Source organism: Bradyrhizobium sp. McL0616 (genome assembly GCF_049993385.1).
In the GTDB taxonomy this organism is placed as follows: Bacteria; Pseudomonadota; Alphaproteobacteria; order Rhizobiales; family Xanthobacteraceae; genus Bradyrhizobium.
Genome location: NZ_CP188255.1, coordinates 664,020 through 679,291 on the forward strand (window position 1 = coordinate 664,020; position 15,272 = coordinate 679,291).

At 61.9% G+C, this 15,272-nt stretch carries 15 protein-coding genes and 1 pseudogene; 9 read left to right on the top strand and 7 right to left on the bottom strand.

Features of this window, described 5'->3' with window-relative positions; translation table 11 throughout:
- Window positions 1-15 precede the first annotated feature (15 nt).
- Both ACPPVR_RS03155 and ACPPVR_RS03160 read right to left on the bottom strand, forming a co-directional pair.
- The gene (locus tag ACPPVR_RS03155) at window positions 16-648 is read right to left on the bottom strand and encodes a hydrolase (RefSeq protein ID WP_426612829.1); all 633 of its coding nucleotides are present in this window, start codon (window positions 646-648) and stop codon (window positions 16-18) included.
- 12 nt (window positions 649-660) lie between these two features.
- Window positions 661-1,476, bottom strand: coding sequence for an alpha/beta fold hydrolase (locus ACPPVR_RS03160; protein ID WP_426612830.1), 816 nt, complete (start codon window positions 1,474-1,476; stop codon window positions 661-663).
- Between the two features lie 309 nt (window positions 1,477-1,785).
- Between ACPPVR_RS03160 and ACPPVR_RS03165 the strand changes: the two genes are divergently transcribed.
- The 8 genes and pseudogenes from ACPPVR_RS03165 to ACPPVR_RS03200 all read left to right on the top strand — a co-directional run bounded on the left by ACPPVR_RS03165 (window position 1,786) and on the right by ACPPVR_RS03200 (window position 8,730).
- Window positions 1,786-2,436, top strand: a complete 651-nt coding sequence (locus ACPPVR_RS03165; protein WP_135173297.1) for a hydrolase — start codon at window positions 1,786-1,788, stop codon at window positions 2,434-2,436.
- 26 nt (window positions 2,437-2,462) lie between these two features.
- Window positions 2,463-2,753: a XapX domain-containing protein gene (locus tag ACPPVR_RS03170; RefSeq protein WP_426612831.1), complete on the top strand. Its 291-nt coding sequence runs from the start codon at window positions 2,463-2,465 to the stop codon at window positions 2,751-2,753.
- Window positions 2,750-4,636: an amidohydrolase gene (locus ACPPVR_RS03175; RefSeq protein ID WP_426612832.1), complete on the top strand. Its 1,887-nt coding sequence runs from the start codon at window positions 2,750-2,752 to the stop codon at window positions 4,634-4,636. The genes ACPPVR_RS03170 and ACPPVR_RS03175 overlap by 4 nt, the downstream gene beginning before the upstream one ends.
- Window position 4,637: 1 nt before the next feature.
- Complete coding sequence (locus ACPPVR_RS03180) at window positions 4,638-5,105, top strand: DoxX family protein (RefSeq protein WP_426612833.1); 468 nt, start codon at window positions 4,638-4,640, stop codon at window positions 5,103-5,105.
- Entirely contained in the window at window positions 5,102-6,031 is a 930-nt protein-coding gene (locus ACPPVR_RS03185; RefSeq protein ID WP_426612834.1) for a glyoxalase, read from the top strand. The genes ACPPVR_RS03180 and ACPPVR_RS03185 overlap by 4 nt, the downstream gene beginning before the upstream one ends.
- A gap of 16 nt (window positions 6,032-6,047) precedes the next feature.
- Window positions 6,048-7,469 carry an alginate export family protein gene (locus ACPPVR_RS03190; RefSeq protein ID WP_426612835.1) on the top strand — a complete coding sequence of 474 codons (1,422 nt, stop codon included), beginning with the start codon at window positions 6,048-6,050 and terminating at the stop codon, window positions 7,467-7,469.
- A 1-nt stretch (window position 7,470) separates the two neighbouring features.
- Window positions 7,471-8,151: a YoaK family protein gene (locus ACPPVR_RS03195; RefSeq protein ID WP_426616317.1), complete on the top strand. Its 681-nt coding sequence runs from the start codon at window positions 7,471-7,473 to the stop codon at window positions 8,149-8,151.
- Window positions 8,152-8,216: 65 nt separating this feature from the next.
- A pseudogene (locus ACPPVR_RS03200) lies at window positions 8,217-8,730 on the top strand (Dps family protein).
- 51 nt (window positions 8,731-8,781) lie between these two features.
- Here ACPPVR_RS03200 and ACPPVR_RS03205 read toward each other — a convergent pair.
- Complete coding sequence (locus ACPPVR_RS03205; protein WP_426612836.1) at window positions 8,782-8,937, bottom strand: hypothetical protein; 156 nt, start codon at window positions 8,935-8,937, stop codon at window positions 8,782-8,784.
- Between the two features lie 49 nt (window positions 8,938-8,986).
- Between ACPPVR_RS03205 and ACPPVR_RS03210 the strand changes: the two genes are divergently transcribed.
- Window positions 8,987-10,348: an adenylate/guanylate cyclase domain-containing protein gene (locus ACPPVR_RS03210; protein WP_426612837.1), complete on the top strand. Its 1,362-nt coding sequence runs from the start codon at window positions 8,987-8,989 to the stop codon at window positions 10,346-10,348.
- A 90-nt stretch (window positions 10,349-10,438) separates the two neighbouring features.
- On the opposite strand, the gene ACPPVR_RS03215 is transcribed toward ACPPVR_RS03210, so the two are convergent.
- From ACPPVR_RS03215 to ACPPVR_RS03230, 4 genes are all read right to left on the bottom strand, one after another.
- Entirely contained in the window at window positions 10,439-11,392 is a 954-nt protein-coding gene (locus ACPPVR_RS03215) for a helix-turn-helix domain-containing protein (protein ID WP_426612838.1), read from the bottom strand.
- A gap of 390 nt (window positions 11,393-11,782) precedes the next feature.
- Window positions 11,783-12,856, bottom strand: a complete 1,074-nt coding sequence (locus ACPPVR_RS03220; protein WP_426612839.1) for an alkene reductase — start codon at window positions 12,854-12,856, stop codon at window positions 11,783-11,785.
- Window positions 12,857-12,954: 98 nt separating this feature from the next.
- Window positions 12,955-14,136, bottom strand: coding sequence for a hypothetical protein (locus ACPPVR_RS03225; RefSeq protein WP_426612840.1), 1,182 nt, complete (start codon window positions 14,134-14,136; stop codon window positions 12,955-12,957).
- Complete coding sequence (locus tag ACPPVR_RS03230) at window positions 14,133-15,251, bottom strand: FAD-dependent monooxygenase (protein WP_426612841.1); 1,119 nt, start codon at window positions 15,249-15,251, stop codon at window positions 14,133-14,135. Before ACPPVR_RS03230 ends, ACPPVR_RS03225 begins: the two co-directional genes overlap by 4 nt.
- Window positions 15,252-15,272: the final 21 nt, after the last annotated feature.

Sequence of the window (15,272 nt, forward strand, 5' to 3'; positions counted from 1 at the left end):
CCGGGCCGCGATGCCTCAGGCGGGTCGGATCATATCGCGGGCATAAGCCAATCCGATCCCGTATCCGCCGGCATGTGATTCTACGATGGCGCGAGCGCCATCGTAGGTTTCGTGTCGTGACCAGTCGCGCTGCATTTCGAGCAAAATCTGAATCCACGATGTCAGGCGAGCGCCGGCGGCTTCCATCCGGCTAAGAGCGAGTTCGTGGCTTGCGGGAGTGAGACCTCCGCAGGCATCGCCGACGACATAGACTTCCAAGCCAGCCGACAGCGCCGACAAAACGGCGAACGTCACGCACGCCTCGGTGAGCAGGCCCGACACGATAAGACGTTGGCGGCCGGTGGCAAGGACGGCGTCGCGCGCCTTCTCGTCCTCCCAAACGTTCATGCTGCAGCGATCTATTGGTTCGACGCCCGGTAGTGCCGACTTGACGGTCGGCATCAGTGGACCGCTGTACACCTTTGTCGCCGAGGTCGATGCGACGACAGGCAGGCCGAACACCGTCGCGGTCTTCGCGAGCGCGACGACGTTGTTCATAAGGACCTGGCGGTCGATCGATCCGACTCCGAACGCCAGGCCCGCCTGTTGGTCGACCAGAAGCAGGACGCAGTCCTTCGGTTCTAGTAGGTGGAGGGGGTTCGACGCCATGTGGTTTCTCCGCTAAGCCTTCAGGAATGCGAGCAGGTCTGCGTTGACCTGATCGACGTGCGTCGTCGTGGTGGCGTGCGGAGCGCCCGGATAGGTCTTGAGCTGGGCGCCTTTGATCATCTCCGCGGCCAGCTTGCCGGTAAAGGGGAGCGGGACGACCTGGTCGTCCTCGCCATGGACCACAAGCGTGGGGACGTCGATCTTAGCCATGTCGGGCCGGAAGTCAGTTTCAGAGAATGCAGTCACGCAATCGAGTGTGGCCTTGATCGAGGCCTGAAGAGCGATCTGGAGCGTCTGCTTGAACACGCCCTGCGACACCTTCATGCCGTGGTTGGTCCCGTAAAAGAGGGGATTGAAGTCGTCGAGGAACTGCGGACGATCCTTGATCAGGCCGGCCTTGATGCCGTCGAATACCGATTTGTCGACGCCGTCGTGGTCCGCGGTCTTGACGAACAATGGCGTGACGCAGCTCAGCAGCACGAACTTCGAGACGCGAGCGGAGCCGTGTCGGGCAACGTAGCGGGCGATGTCTCCGCCGCCCATCGAGAATCCGACGAGCGTAACTTCCTTCAACTCGAGATGCTTGATGAGTTCTGCGATGTCGTCGGCGAAGGTATCGTAGTCGTAACCTGTCCAGGGTTGGCTGGAGCGGCCGAATCCCCTGCGATCGAATGCCACGGTCCTGTAGCCGCGCTCGGCCAGGAATAGCATCTGCGCGTCCCACATGTCGGCGCTCAGCGGCCAACCATGACTGAACAGAACCGGTCTTCCGCTTCCCCAGTCCTTGTAATAAAGCTCGGTACCGTCCCGCAGTTTCAGCAAGGCCATCGATCGCTCCTTTGGCGCATGACAAGGCCGGTGCGTCGCCTTTCGACGCCTCGGTCCTCCTACGCGCGAAACGTCGCGAAAGTGGGGGCATTTGGCTTGGACTATCTGCTCGTCCTTTGGACATGCTGGCGATCTTGGATGCGCCGGCGGGAACGCGGCATGTTCGGCAAATGGTCGCACACGGACATCGGGCCGGAGTCCAAGCGACGACGAAATCGTCCAAGCTCCGGCGACGGTCAGGGTTCAGGATGGCCTCGCTTGCACCCATCCGCTTTCGCCGATCGGTCACGATCGCAAGGAGATCCCTCGATGTCGAAACTCGATATGCTCACCCCGGACAATAGCGCCATTGCGCTGATCGACTATCAGCCGGCCATGTTCCAAGGTGTTCAATCGCACGACCGCCTGGTCACGATTAACAACGTTCAGATCCTGGCAAAGGCTGCCAAGCTTTTCAAGATTCCGACCGTGCTGACTACGGTTGCGCGTGATTCGTTCTCCGGACCGTTCATTCCGGAAGTCACCTCGCTGTTTCCGAAGCATGACGTCATCGACCGCACGTCGATGAATTCCTGGCTCGATGCGAACTTCCGCAAGGCGGTCGCTGCTACCGGTCGCAAGAAATTCGTGCTGGCCGGTCTCTGGACCGAGGCGTGTGTAATCTTTCCGACCTTGGACATGCTCAAGGAAGGCTACGAAATCTATATCGCCGCCGACGCTTGCGGAGACCTCTCCCTCGAAGCGCATAACCGCGCAATGGAGCGCGCCATTCAGGCTGGCGCGGTCCCCATCACTTCGTCCCAGTATGCCTACGAGCTTCAGCAAGACTGGGCGCGCACCGAGACCTACGAAGGGATGATGGATATTCAGCGCGCGCATTCGCCCTACGGAATTCAGATCCGCTTCTCGAAGTGGGCGCTCGGCGAACATGCTTCCGAGGGTGGCGCAAAGGCCGGCTAGAGTTCCTCTAATCGCGGATATCCGGGATGAAAATCTACCTGTTGTCCCTTGGCGCCGGCCTTCTGGTCGGCGTCATTTACAGCTTGATGAACGTTCGCTCACCCGCGCCTCCGTTGGTCGCACTGGTCGGTCTGCTTGGCATCCTCGCAGGCGAGCAGATCGTTCCAGTTGCTCGGCAGTTGCTGTCCGGCCATGGGCTGGCGTCCGCTTGGCATCAAGCAAAAAGCGCGACGCACATGTTCGGGATGTTGCCTGGGCGCCACAGCGAGCAATCCACAAAAACGACCACGTTAGAGGCCCTGGAGAAGCAATCATGACCGCTACGCCCGATGTCATTCTACACCGCGGCCTGTTCACTACTCTCGATCGCTCGAATCCGACCGCTTCCGCGGTTGCCATCGCCGACGGCCGCTTCGTCGCCGTCGGGCACGACCATGAGGTCATGAAGCTCGCCGGCCCCACCACGAAAGTCGTCGATCTGAAAGGTCACCGTGTGCTGCCCGGCCTGATCGACAACCATCTCCACATCATCCGTGGCGGCCTAAACTTCAACATGGAGCTCCGGTGGGACGGCGTACGTTCGCTCGCCGACGCGATGAATATGCTGAAGCGGCAGGTCGCCGTCACCCCGCCGCCGCAGTGGGTGAGGGTGGTCGGCGGGTTCACCGAACATCAGTTCGCCGAAAAGCGGCTCCCGACGATCGACGAGCTCAACGCAGTCGCTCCGGAGACGCCGGTCTTCCTGCTCCATCTTTACGATCGGGCCATCCTGAACGGGGCCGCGCTGCGCGCCGTCGGATACACCAAGGACACCCCGGAACCACCGGGCGGTGAAATCACGCGGGACGCGAAGGGCAATCCGACGGGTTTGTTGCTGGCCAAGCCGAACGCCAACATCCTCTACGCCACGCTGGCCAAGGGCCCGAAGCTGCCCTTCGACTACCAGGTCAACTCGACCCGTCACTTCATGCGAGAATTGAACCGCCTGGGCGTCACGGGCGCCATTGATGCTGGCGGCGGATTCCAGAACTATCCCGAAGATTACGCCGTCATCCAGAAGCTGAATGACGAGGGCCTTCTGACCATCAGGCTCGCTTACAATCTCTTTACCCAGAAGCCCAAGGGCGAAAAGGAAGATTTCCTGAACTGGACGAAGACGTCGAAATACAAGCAGGGTAACGACTACTTCCGCCACAATGGTGCCGGCGAGATGCTGGTGTTCTCGGCCGCCGATTTCGAGGATTTCCGCGTCGCACGACCTGATATGCCGCCGGAGATGGAGGGTGAGCTCGAGGAAGTCGTGCGCGTTCTCGTCCAGAACAAATGGCCATGGCGGCTCCATGCGACCTATGACGAGACGATCTCGCGGGCGCTCGACGTGTTCGAGCGGGTCAATCAGGACATGCCCCTGGAAGGCCTTCACTGGTTCTTCGATCATGCCGAGACGATTTCTGACCAGTCGATCGACCGCATCGCGGCACTTGGCGGCGGCATCGCCGTGCAGCATCGTATGGCCTATCAAGGCGAATACTTTGTCGAACGATATGGGGCTGGGGCCGCCGAGGCGACACCGCCGGTCAAGAAGATCCTCGATAAGGGCGTCAAGATATCGGCCGGCACCGACGCCACCCGTGTAGCTTCCTACAATCCGTGGGTCGCGCTATCTTGGCTCGTCACCGGCCGCACCGTGGGCGGACTGCGGATCACACCGCAGCGCAATTGTCTGGATCGCGAGACGGCGCTGCGCATGTGGACCGAGAACGTGACGTGGTTCTCGAACGAGGAGGGCAACAAGGGTCGAGTCCAGGTCGGCCAACTTGCCGATCTCATCGTACCGGATCGCGATTACTTCTCGTGCAGCGAGGCCGAGATCGCAGATACGACATCTCTGCTGACTATGGTCGGCGGGAGGATCGTGTTCGGAGCAGGCGACTTCTCGAAATTGGAGGCGATCACTCCGCCGCCGGCCATGCCGGACTGGTCGCCGGTCCGCCGCTTCGGCGGCTATGCGGCCTGGGCGGACGACAAGGAGAAGTCGACGCAAAGCGGCCTCGCGGTGAAGGCCATGCAGATGTGCGGCTGCGCGAATTCTTGCGGCGTGCACGGACACGATCACGCCACGGCGTGGTCCAGCCGGTTGCCGATCTCCGATTTGAAGAGCTTCTGGGGAGCGCTCGGCTGCGCTTGCTGGGCTGTTTGACATGGCGTCCGAGGACTCGCCGAACTGGATCTCCGCGATCCTTCGCTGGCCGCTCCTGTGGCATGCGGCCAGGCTGTTGCTGGTGTCCGCGTACTTGCTGGGCGGCTTGACTAAACTGCTCGACTTTGCGGTCGCAGCGGCCGAGCAGGCGCATTTCGGCCTGCACCCGGGTTGGTTGTGGGCCGCGACTGCCATTGTGGTCGAGCTGGGTGGTTCTCTGCTGGTTGTCTTGAATCGCTTCGTGTGGCTGGGGGCCGGCGGGCTCGGCATCCTCACATTCGTCGCCATGCTGACGGCCAACGCATTCTGGACGATGGGTGGCCATGAGAAATTCATGGCGACGAATGCCTTCTTCGAACATCTCGGGCTAATTGCGGGACTGGTCATCGTGTCAATTGTTTCCGACGAGCCTTCGTCGGATCCGAGCCGCGCTGCGCGATCTCAAGCCGTCCAAGGAGTTTCTCAATGAAATCAACAAGGCTTCTAGCTCTTCTGGCGTTTGCCGCGACTCTCGCAGCGACACCGATCTTCGCCAAGGACGCCCCGAAATCCAGGGAGGCGGGGGTTGCGGTCGCGGCCCAATACGATACGGCGCACGTCTACGTGGCGCCCGAGGACGTGGACAAGTTCGCGACCAGTTTCCTGGCAACCTTCGGAGGCAAGAGCACCAAGCAGGTGGTGGCGACCGTCACGCCCACCCCAAGCAGCACGACGTCGCAACTGCTGCAGACACCTGTTGGCACTGTCTCGTTGTTCGGCTTCAAGACCCCGATTCCGTTTCCGTTCGGTGCGGAACGCAACGGCTATCTCGTCAGCGATATGGACGAGGCGATCAAAGCGGCCCGCGCAGCGGGCGCCGACGTGATCGTTTCTACTTTCCCTGACCCCATCGGGCGCGATGCCGTGATTCAGTGGCCTGGCGGCGCCAACCTGCAGATCTACTGGCACACGACGAAGCCCGATTACGCAGCGTTCGAGCGGATTCCCGAGAATCGCGTCTACGTCTCACCCGACCGGGCGGCCGCGTTCGCCAAGAGCTTCGTTGCATTTTCCCGTGGCAAGATTGTCTCCGACGACGCAAAGGCGCCGGGCGCCGAGATCGGCAGGTCAGACGCCACCTACAGGCGCATCCGGATCGAGTCCCCCTTCGGAAAGATGGTCGTACTAGTCACGGACGGTCATCTGCCCTATCCGTACGGACGAGAGACGACAGGCTATGAAGTGGCTGACCTCGCCGCTACGGTCGCCAAGGCGAAGGAAGCCGGCGCCACGGTGCTAGTCGAACCCTACACGTCAGATGGCCGCTCTGCGGCGTTTGTCATGTTCCCGGGCGGCTACATCGCTGAGATCCACTCGCTCGCGCAGAAGAGCGCAGCGCGGGCCGCCGGCAAGTAGGAGTTGATGAGCGTCAATGGCGGATCGGGCTGATCTATGCGGTTTCTGGATTCTTCTGGCGCTCGCGACAGTCGGTGTCGGAGCCGACCGCGCACTCGCGGAAGACGGAGACGCCGCGCTTCCGAAGCGGCCCGCTATCCAGGCGAACCGCTGGGCGGAGGATTGGTCGGTTCTCGCCGATCCAAGGCTACGCACCGAGCCGTTCGATGGGCTCAAGTACATTCCACTTTGGGCGACCGATCCGAAAAGCTACATCTCGCTGGGCGCGACGCTGCGCGAGCGCTTCGAGAGCAACAACGCGGCCGGCTTCGGCACCAGCAATACGCCGTCAGATAGCTACTTCCTGCAACGGTTGCAGGTCCATGCCGACATCCACTTCAACGAAAACTGGCGTGCGTTCGTTCAGTTGGAGGACGATCGGGCCTTTCACAAGTTCAACGTCACTTCGGTCGATCAGGATAGACTGGATCTTCGTCTGGCCTTCCTTGAATACGTCAACACGTTCTCCGGCGGCACCTTGAAGGCGCGGGCCGGGCGACAGGACTTTGCCTTCGACTTGCAGCGCTTCGTATCGTCACGGGACGGGCCTAACGTCCGGCAGTCGTTCGACGCGCTCTGGGCGGACTGGGAGACTGGTGCCTGGCGTTTCATCGGGTTCGTCAGCCGTCCTGTGCAGTATTTCGATGGGCAGCCGTTCGACGACACGTCCAACGATAGCTTCAGATTCAGCACGCTCAGGGTCGAACGCAAGGTATTCGGCGACAAGGAACTGTCTGGCTACTATTCGCTCTACGAACGGAGCAACGCCAAATATCTGGATGCGACCGGTGAAGAACATCGACACGTGTTCGACGTCCGCTTCGCGGGCAACGCTCAAAACTTCGATTGGGACCTCGAAGCTATGGGGCAAGTAGGCCAGGTGGGGACGACGGACATTCGCGCTTGGGCCGTCGGCGCGCGCACCGGCTATACTTTCAGCAGCGTGCCGTGGCAGCCGCGGGTCGGGCTGCAGATCGACGCCGCGTCCGGCGACCATAACCCCAGAGATGGATCGCTCGGCACGTTCAATCCGCTCTTCCCCAACGGGTACTACTTCACCCTTGCCGGTTACACGGGCTATGTAAACCTGGTGCACGTCAAACCAGCCATCATGTTCAATCCGATAGAGCGGTTGAAAGTGCTGGCGGCGGTCGGCTTCCAATGGCGCGAGACGACGGCCGACGCGATCTACGTCCAGCCCAACGTTCCGATTGCGGGTACGGTAGGCAAGGGCAGCAACTGGACAGGCATGTACGGCCAGGTCCGGCTCGATTATGCCTTCAACGACCATCTGACGGGAGCCATCGAAGCGGTGCATTTCGACGTCGGTGACACGATCATCCGCGCAGGTGGGCACACCAGCAACTATGTCGGCGTCCAACTCCAGTACGGCTGGTGAAATGCCGCGTCACATACTGCTCCTTCCGCTGCTGATGAGCCTGAACGCGGGATTCGTCGACACCGCGGCATTTCTCGCATTGCAGGGATTGTTCACCGCGCACGTCACCGGCAATTTCGTCACATTCGGCGCGGCCATGGTACTCGGGACTTCCGGCGCCTTGGCGAAGCTCTTGGCGTTGCCCGTCTTCTGCCTGGTTGTGATCGGCACCCGGGTTTTTAGCTTCTTTCTTCCCGCGATCGGTTTGCCGATCTTCCGCTCGATGCTCGCGCTCAAGGTGCTGCTATTGGCTATCGGCGCGGTCTGCGCCGTCCGGTTCGGACCGTTCGTCCAAGGCGATAGCTGGCAGGCGATCTGCACTGGCATGATTTTGGTTGCCGCGATGGCAATTCAGAACGCTGCGCACCGCATTCACATGGGTACGGAACCACCGAGTACCTTGATGACCGGTACCACCACCCAGATCATGATCGACGTGGCCGACGTACTGAGGGGAGCGCCCGCGTCTGTGCTGACTGCGGCCAAGCCGCGCCTCGGCAAGATGGCGGCGAGCGTAACGGCGTTCGCGCTGGGATGTGCCGCCGGCGCCTGTCTCTACGCGACGCTAGGGACCTGGTGCTTCGTACTCCCGCCGCTCGTCGCTCTGCCGGCCGTCTTCCTTGCTCCCGCCGAGCCGAAGTGAGTTGGTGAGGAGATTGGCGAAGCGATGTGACAGCTCACCTCTGAATTGTCGATTGGGAGACAATGATGCAAGACCATTCACCTGAAACCACACGGCTGGCGCCGCTCCGAACTCCGTCCGACCTCGGCGATAACGCGACGACAGATATCTCCGCGGCGCTCACCGGGCTGTTGGCCGACATGTTCGCGCTTTATCTGAAGGCCAAGAACTTTCATTGGCACATGTCCGGGCCTCACTTCCGAGACTCTGTTGCTCGACGAGCAGGGCGACCAGATATTCGCGACGACCGACGTCATCGCCGAGCGCGTCCGCAAGCTCGGCGGCACGACGATCCGATCGATCGGTCACATCAGCCGCACTCAACGGCTTCTAGACAATGACGCGCCCTATGTGACCCCCGAAGACATGCTCGCCGAGCTCCTCGATGACAACAAGCAGATGACGACGTTGCTGCGCGAGGCACACGCGGTCTGTGACGAGCACAACGATGTGGCCTCGGCGAGCCTCATAGAAACTTGGATCGACGAAGCCGAACGCAGGACTTGGTTCCTGTATGAATCGACGCGGGGAAAAGGTTAGGCGCCCCTTTCCGTTCCCGAGGTCGAGGGCGGAGGAGGTGCGCGAACGGTCTCACTGGGCCGCCGTTTCGTGCTTCAGTTCGGCGATCCATTCGCGCGAAAGCGCGATGTCCGCCTGCGAGAGCTGGTGCCCTGCCGGGAGGATTCGATGGTCCACTTGGCCTCCCGCGGCCGACAGCATCACCGCCAACGTATCCGAATTGTCCATGGGCACGACGAGCGCTTCGGCCGCGAAGTGTATACTACAGGGAAATAAAATGGCTTTCGAAGCTACCGATCCATCGCCCCGATCCTATCCCAAGTCGGTCGCATTCGTGCGTAGAGCCGGCCCGATCTTAGTTGCCGCGGGCGTGGACACCTTCGTCGAGATCGAAGACTGGCTATTGGAAGAGGCGTCCGCCGACCGGCACATGATCGACCTTTTGGTCAAGCTTATCGGTCGGATGATGGCCGCCGGATCGTCGGTCGATCGCCTCACCCTGCACATCGGTACTCTTCACCCTCAGCTCGTCGGATTCGCATGGGTCTGGAACGTCGACGATGGTTTCTGCGACGAAGTGCGGGTTGCGGACGCCGCGATCGATTCCGATTCTTACAGGCTGAATCCGCTCCAGCGCATCGTCGAAACCGGTGAGACGATCCGTCGGACGCCGACCGAGCCGTCGACGCAGGCCGAGTTTCCCATCATGATCGAGCTCGCGGCCGCCGGCATGACGGACTACGTGGCAATTCCTCTGTCTGGTCTGGACACGCGCAATGTGATCACGATCGCGACGAAAGCGGTTGGCGGATTTGCAGGGGCGGAGATAGATTGCTTGAGGCGTCTCTTCCAACTGTTCGCCCTGCATGTGCAACGGCACAGCGAGTTGAAGATCTCCGAAAACGCATTGGGCGCGTACCTCGGTCACGGTGCCGCCGCCAAGGTGCTCAAGGGCGCGATCAAGCGTGGCGCCGGAGATTCGATTCGCGCCGTAATCTGGGTCTCGGATCTCAGAAATTTCACGAAGATGTCGGACGTTTTGGCGCCGGCCGACATGCTGGTGCTGCTAAACGCCTACTTTGAAGCGATGGCGACCGCCGTTGCCGTTCACGGAGGCGAGACTCTCAAGTTCATCGGCGACGGCATGCTCGCCGTCTTTCCGGTGACGGTCGGCGCTGCCGAGGCGTCGCACGCGGCGGTCTCGGCCGCGAAGGAGGCGATCGCCAACCTCTACACATCCAATCGGGAAATGCAGGTTACGTCCGATACCGAAGGCGGCCTTTCACTGCGGGCGGGCATTGTCCTCCACGAAGGCGAGGTCTTTTTCGGCAACGTCGGGGCTCCGGATCGTTTGGATTTCACCGTCATCGGCGCGGCCGTCAACGAAGCCTGTCGCGTCGAGGCGCTGACCAAGACGATAGGCCGGGATCTGCTCATGACGGAGGCCGTCGCCCGACATCTCGGCCCAGACGTCGAATATCTCGGTGAGCACCAGTTGCGGGGCGTTTCCGCCCGAATGTCAGTGTATGGACTGGCGGAATCTACATCGGTCGCATCGATTTTCCTTGGTCCGGATCGCTCGCCGGAGAAAGAATACGTTAACGAGGGCGGATGCGCTGCCCTTCAGGACCAAGAGTAATCCCCTCGCCACTGTCGGTCCGCGCGGCTTGGGCGATCGATTAGTCTGAAGAACTGCAGGACGCACGTCGCAGTCGTCCCTGCGCTCCAGTCAGCTCTCGGACCGGGCTCGACGCCAAGCTCCGGGGCTTGCCCCCACGCTGCGCGAGAACACCCTGGTAAAATAGCTCTGATCGCCGAAGCCGCAGATGAGCGAGATGTCGGCAAGCGGAAGCTTCGTGCTCAGCATGAGGCGCTTGGCCTCATCGACGCGCAGTTGCGAGAGGAAGTCATGTGGAGCGACGCCGGTGCTGCGCCGGAACGACCTCGCGAAATGGCTCGGCGTCAATTTGCACTCCGCGGCCAGGTTGGCGATCGTCAAACCGCTGAGCCGAGCCCGCATTGTTTCCTTGGCGCGGCGCTCCTGCCAAGGAGCCAAGCCTCCGCCGACCGCGCCTTCCTGCGGGCGCATCCCCCCGTAGGTCTGTGCGAAATGGGCGAGCAGGCTGAAGCCGATCTGGTCGACGAAAAGCTGGTTGGTCGTCGGCTCCTGCTCGACCGCGCTGAGAAGCACGCTAGACAAGGTTGAGAGGTAAGGATCGCGCTGATCCCGATTCCACTTCAGCGTGGCGACGGGCTTGGCGCAGTGTTCACGGGCGAATTCGTCGAGAGCGCTTCGAGGGACGTAGTATTGAACGGCGTCGAGCGGCCCCCAGAATTCGCATTGGGGGTTATCCATTAAATCGATGACGCTTACCGTGCCAGCCCCGAAGGCCCCCGAATATCTGGGCTTGCCCGCCAGCCAACAGGAATGCCGTTCGAGGTCGCCGAGTTGATGCAAAATGCTGAAAGCGGGCTCCGAAGGAATGACTGCGGTCCGCTGCCTAACGAAGCGGGAGCAGGTCAGGCGGGTAGCTGCGAGCGCCAACTGTCCTGCCCGCTTGATGCGTAACAGACAGTCGCCCTCCATTCCGAGATGCTGACTGAGACGACGGCCATAAAAGCCCTCATCTGCATCGCTCATTTTTTTGGTTGTGCTCATCAACTTAGCTGGGGGCGTGGACATGGGCGTTTTCATTGCAGCGCGAGCTTGCGAGGAATGAACCTAAATTGCTCGTTAGTTGATAAGCCACGCCGCCTTGCGAGTATGCTGAGGTTCGCGCCGGCCTTGCCGTCGGCGTGTCGGAACCGACGGACGAAAAAGTAATGGCCGCGGCTGTCGTTGCATAATTAGGAGTAATGGGACGCAGTTTCGATTAGAGGTTGCTCATGTCAGGTCTCCGGATCCGGATCGCGCGTGCGCGGCGCAAGTTGCAGCAGGGTCGCCGCCGGCGGCGGTTGGCCTTCGCGCGCTTGCTGCAGCAGAGCCGCCGGCCAGGTCGTGGACGTACGTCGTCGGCGGGTGGCGCATCACGGCGACGTCGATCAGGCACGGATCGGCAGTTGTCTCGGAAGTTCAGCCTCCGCTAGTCTCCCGAAGCGGCTCCCCGTGGCCGCTCTCAAGCTCAGGATAGTCGAGATAACCGGAATTCGATCCGCCATACATCCCGAAATGCTGTGGCGAGTTATAGGGGCCGTCCATCCGAATTCGCGCTGGCAGGTCCGGATTGGCCAGGAAGAGACGACCGAAAGCGACCGCGTGGGCCTCGCCGGAGCTGACAATCTGCGCTGCACGTCGAGGGGCGATACCCGCATTGACGATTAGTGGGCCGCGGTAGCCTCCGCGGAATATCGACAGCATCCTTTCGTAGTCGGGAGCTCCGGTCCAGGCGTTGGTGTCGGCAAGGTGCAGATAGGAAAGCCCAGCGGTCTCTAGCCAGTGAGCAAGGGGCCGATAGGTATCCTCCGGTTTCGGGTCCCGTACGCTGTTATAGTCGGCGAAGGGTGATAGTCGCAGTCCGATTCGCGAACGCGGCATGACGTCGGAAATCGCCGAGACGATTTCGTGAAGCAGCTTTGATCGTCCTTCGGGGCTTCCGCCATAGTCGTCGGCTCGCAGGTTGATCGCCGGCGACAGAAACTGATGGATGAGATAGCCATTGGCGCCATGAATCTCGACGCCGTCGAAGCCTGCGCTAACCGCGTTGGCGGCCGCGAGCCTGAATTCGCTCACGACGCCCTGGATCTCAGCGGAGGTCATTGCGCGCGAGGATGTGGCTGCTATCCGCACATATGCGCCGTTGGCGAGGAGCGCCCACACCTGTAGCCGATCGAGGTCGTCGTTCACGCCCGAAGGAGATAGCGGTTGTCTATCGGATAGAAGACCGCGAGCGCTCGCACGCCCGGCATGCCAGAGCTGCGCGACGACCCGTCCCCCTTTTTCGTGGATCCGATCGACGACCGGCTTCCACGCTAAAGTCTGTTCGTCGGTCCAGAGACCAGGTGTCCGGTCGAAGGCGCAGGACATTGGTCCCACGTTGATGCCTTCGGTCACAATGAGACCGGCGCTCGCCCGTGCCGCGTAGTACTCGGACGCGGTCGGATTGATCACGCCGCGTTCGCTGGCGCGCGAGCGCGTCATCGGCGCCATCACAATTCTGTTCGCGAGATCGAGATCGCCCCAGGTCGCCGGATAGAATAGGCTTTGCATGTTCACTCCTTCGAGGTCGGCTCATTGCCCAGATCAGGCTAGTCCGCACGTCTTTCGCGCAACCAGCGATTTCCCAACGCGAGACCGTATTCGTAGAGAGCGCTCCCGTATTCGAGTTGCTGCCGTTCGGCGGACGAGAGCGCGACGTCGATGTTGGCGCCCGCCGAGTTCAGAGCGCCTGCCAGAGCGGCAGCTTCGTAGGCCGCTTTTGCCGTTCCTCCTGCGGTGTGGGGACGCACGACGAACGCGGCGTCGCCTGTCAGCAGGACCCGGCCGAACAACGTCTTCGACACTCTCACGTCTACGATGGTCTGAAGAAAGGGATCCGGCGTTGCCGACACCAGCGCGGCCATCTTCGGGTGGATTTCGCGCGAGGCGCGCGCCTGGAGCGTTGCGACGGCGCTCTCCGGCGCGGCGCCGCGCGGAATCGAGGATCGATGCCGCAGGCCGTTCTTGTCGGTTAGCACGCCCGCCAGGTCGGTCGGGCTGACATGGACATACCAGACCCAGTTGAGGCGCCGCGACCCGGCCGCGACGGCGCCGTCCCTTCCCGGAATAAAATACGCGAGTATGTGTCCGCCACTGCGGGCCCCAGAGAAAGTGAAACGGTCGTCGAAAAATGACAGAAACTCGCGAGGCACGTCGCTCTCGTCTAGTGTGCCTCGCCAGGCGACGTAACCGGCATAACGCGCTACGACATCGGGCAGCATTGTTTGTCTCGTCGCCGAGCCTGAACCGTCGGCGGACAGGAACAGATCGCTTTCGACGACCGTGCCGTCGACGAGCGTCGCCATGACCTTGGAGGCCTTCTGGGTCACCGCGGTCACTTCCGAGCCCGCGTGGTAGCATTCGTCCGGGACGGCGGCACGTAGCGCCGCATGGACGGCCTCCCAGGATGTGAACTCTTGCGGTCCTTCCTCGAGGACTCCGTCTCCCCCGTCATAATCGAGGTAGCGGCGTCCTCGGCAGGACGTACGGGGGAGGGGCCCGGCGCCGTTCTCCGCGAGCAAGCGCGTCAATTCACTTTGGACAACAATGCCGGCTCCTCGAGCCAGCATCGAACCGGGCACGCGTTCGTAAATCCGTACAGTCGCGCCGATCTTTCGAAGGGCTATCGCATTGCAAAGCCCGGCAATCGATCCGCCGCCGATCCCAACTGTGAAACCTTGTTCGGCGTGCCAACTCATCCGCTCTTCCAATGTCGAGTCTCTGAGGATCATGACGGGCTCATCAGACGACTGCCCAACTCACGGCCGGATGCCGCGACGGCTCTTCCCGCCTGAATTCGTTCTTGAGCGTAGCTCCGGAGCGCAGTCTCGAGCGGCGCGGATGACAGGTGCTTGCGCAGTGCGATGGCATCCGCGGCGGCCTTCGCGATTCCCATCCCCGTGTGCGGCCGTACCACGAATGCCGCGTCTCCGACGAGCGCGATCCGCCGCGACACCATCCGTCCCGTTTCGAAGTCGAAGATGCCTTGCGCGAAGGGGCGGGTCGTCTCTTCGACCGCCGCCGCGAACGAACGGGGCAACAGTCGCCGAGCATCGGTGAGGAGCCACTCGCGAGCCCGCTCGGAGACGCTGCCGGGCGGCAGCGAATATTGATGGACGCGGCCTTGGCCATCCGCCAGTACGTCGTTCCGCGCCGCCGCTCCGGCCGCGGGCCGATACCAGACCCAGTTGTACCGTCGGCGTCCGGTTTCAGTCTCGCCTCCGGCGCCAGGCACCAAGAAGCCGATCATGTGGGAGTGGGGCATCCGGAAGTACGCGAAGCGGTCGCGCAACTCCTCACCCGCGAAGCTTGGCAACCGGGATTCCGCAAGGAGACCGCGCCATCCGACGTAGCCGGCATAGGAATTTAAGGCCGAAGGGCCGTCGACGACGGCGCGCGCGATGGATGCTATTCCGTCGGCGCCGACGACCAGGTCCGCCATCGCTTCGTTTCCATCTCCGAAGCGAAGGACGACACGATCTGCGTGCTCGCGAAGATGTTCGACCTTCTTGTCCAGCAGGTACCTGCCGTCTGCGCTGCGCTCGCGAAAGACTCGATAGATGGCATCCCAAGATATCTGCATCTGAGGCGGCATCGGCTGTACAAGCGGGATTCCGGTCTCTCCGAAGACGATGCGCTCCCGCGCAACCACGCCAACTCGCGCGACATGCTCGCATCCGGAAGCCCTAAGAACCGCGAATGTTTCGCGCTTGCCGAGGAAGCCGGCGCCGCGTCCCCCCAATCCATGGAGAGATCGTTCGTAGACCGTGACGTCGTGCCCGTCCTGGGCAAGCAACGTCGCGGCAAACAGTCCTGCGAGAGAGCCTCCGACGACCGCGATGCGCATGCTTTGCAACTCTGGGAGGAG